At 40.3% G+C, this 1,625-nt stretch carries 4 protein-coding genes; all 4 read right to left on the reverse strand.

Annotated features, from left to right (window positions below; genetic code table 11):
- Window positions 1-70 precede the first annotated feature (70 nt).
- The gene (locus Ga0466249_RS25695) at window positions 71-802 is read right to left on the reverse strand and encodes a hypothetical protein (protein ID WP_215832353.1); all 732 of its coding nucleotides are present in this window, start codon (window positions 800-802) and stop codon (window positions 71-73) included.
- A 1-nt stretch (window position 803) separates the two neighbouring features.
- On the reverse strand, window positions 804-989 hold the full coding sequence (locus Ga0466249_RS25700; RefSeq protein WP_215832354.1) for a hypothetical protein: 186 nt from the start codon (window positions 987-989) through the stop codon (window positions 804-806).
- A 165-nt stretch (window positions 990-1,154) separates the two neighbouring features.
- Complete coding sequence (locus tag Ga0466249_RS25705; RefSeq protein ID WP_215832355.1) at window positions 1,155-1,334, reverse strand: hypothetical protein; 180 nt, start codon at window positions 1,332-1,334, stop codon at window positions 1,155-1,157.
- The gene (locus Ga0466249_RS25710) at window positions 1,331-1,534 is read right to left on the reverse strand and encodes a hypothetical protein (protein WP_215832356.1); all 204 of its coding nucleotides are present in this window, start codon (window positions 1,532-1,534) and stop codon (window positions 1,331-1,333) included. Before Ga0466249_RS25710 ends, Ga0466249_RS25705 begins: the two co-directional genes overlap by 4 nt.
- Window positions 1,535-1,625 lie beyond the last annotated feature (91 nt).

Genomic DNA, 1,625 nt, shown 5'->3' on the forward strand with positions numbered 1-1,625 from the left:
TGGACCATTGGTGATGGCATTGCTGACGATTTGAGGTCTTTGCTTATCTCATTTACAATTAATCCAGGTATCATTTTGGCGCCTCACTTTCTCCTCGATACTTAGCGAGGGCTTCTTCTAACAAAGAGCATGTTGCTTGTTCAAATTTATCAACAAAACCGTTATCATCAGTATCCGTTTCAATAAATGATGATATAGCTTTTTCTAGCGCATCCACCAACCCCTGCACCCGTTCTGCTGCTTCTACTGGCGTGGTGTCCAATGCTTTTACCATTTCTGCCGCAATAGCATCACGTCTGCTGGCAAATTTCAATTTATCTTCAAGTTTTCCGCCGTATTGAGCCGCCATTTCAGACATACGCATTAAATCATTGTACTTTTCCAACGCACCTCTAAGTAAGGCAACCTGCGCCTGTAATCCTTCACGATCGTTTTCATTAGTTAATGCTAAATTTGCAATTACTTGTTGTAATCTCTCAACCTGCTGCCGCGCATCGTCGCGTTCTCCCCTTTTTAACTCATCCTGTAATTTACGGATTGTTTTTATTGAGTTAGCCTCTAAAGATTTAAATTGTTTATTCTGAGCTTCCAGCTTATTAACCAGCACCAAATTAGTCTCTTTCTGGCTATCAATTACTTGCTGTAATGATTCCAGCTTGGCGCGAAGGTCGGCGTTTTCGTCTGCTTGTCCTTTCGCTTTTTCCGTAATAGCGTTTAGCATAAAAATAGTCTTGAAAAACTTTTCTTCGCCTAACTGCATTAACTCGTCAACAATTTGGCTTAATAACTTCTCGCCATCCACCCTATTCAGCCTCCTTTACAAACAGCAAAGCAGCTTCCAATTTTCTAGCACAATGCTCACAAAGATAAAACGATTGGTTGTTTGATACATTGAACTGAGTCTGCACTATACTGATTTTTATACCAGCTACATCCTCCCCACAAGAAGAACACAGCCTGCCTTTTTCCGGCCTTGAATACTCAATCATGATTACTCACCTCCGCAAGATTATTTATCTTTGCTGCCCACTTATTTAAGCCTTCAATGCCAAAATTTATGTGGCTAACACACGCGGGTCTCAATTCGCAGCCACCGCAATTTGATTTATAGTTTTCTTGGCATATCGACTTAGTTTTATCAGATAACTCTACGGTCATGATTGCTCACCTACCACTTTAGCGAATAACTTTTTTACTTCCTCAACCAACTGGCTTTTCTCCATCTTCGTGTAACCGCTGATATGATTCTTGGCACATGCCTTCCGTAGTGAGGTTATTGTCCAATCCTCAACGCGGCCCATATCAATAACGACAGGCTTATCAATGATTGTCATGATTGCTCACCTGCCTTAATATCGTAAAACTTAACTATTTCATCTTTTGTTTTTCTTCCATTAAAATAATCATCATTAATTTTTTGCTCTTCCAATGTTCCGTTGCATTTATCTGCAATAGCCCCTGCAAACGGCGGATCTCCTGCAACATTAATCCAACACTCGCCGTTACAATCATAATTTTTATCACAAATTTTCACGCCTAACCCCTCCCGCATAATATTTCATTGATGGATATCCTTGTGTTCCGTCAAATATCTCAAAGCATCTTCTGCAGCCTTTTTCAACTTC

Origin of the sequence: Pelorhabdus rhamnosifermentans (assembly GCF_018835585.1) — a bacterium.
Lineage (GTDB): Bacteria > Bacillota > Negativicutes > UMGS1260 > UMGS1260 > Pelorhabdus > Pelorhabdus rhamnosifermentans.

Coding starts and splice junctions, on each gene's coding strand:
- Ga0466249_RS25700 (WP_215832354.1), bottom strand. CDS start 989: ATGATTGAGTATTCAAGGCCGGAAAAAGGCAGGCTGTGTTCTTCTTGT.
- Ga0466249_RS25705 (WP_215832355.1), bottom strand. CDS start 1,334: ATGACAATCATTGATAAGCCTGTCGTTATTGATATGGGCCGCGTTGAG.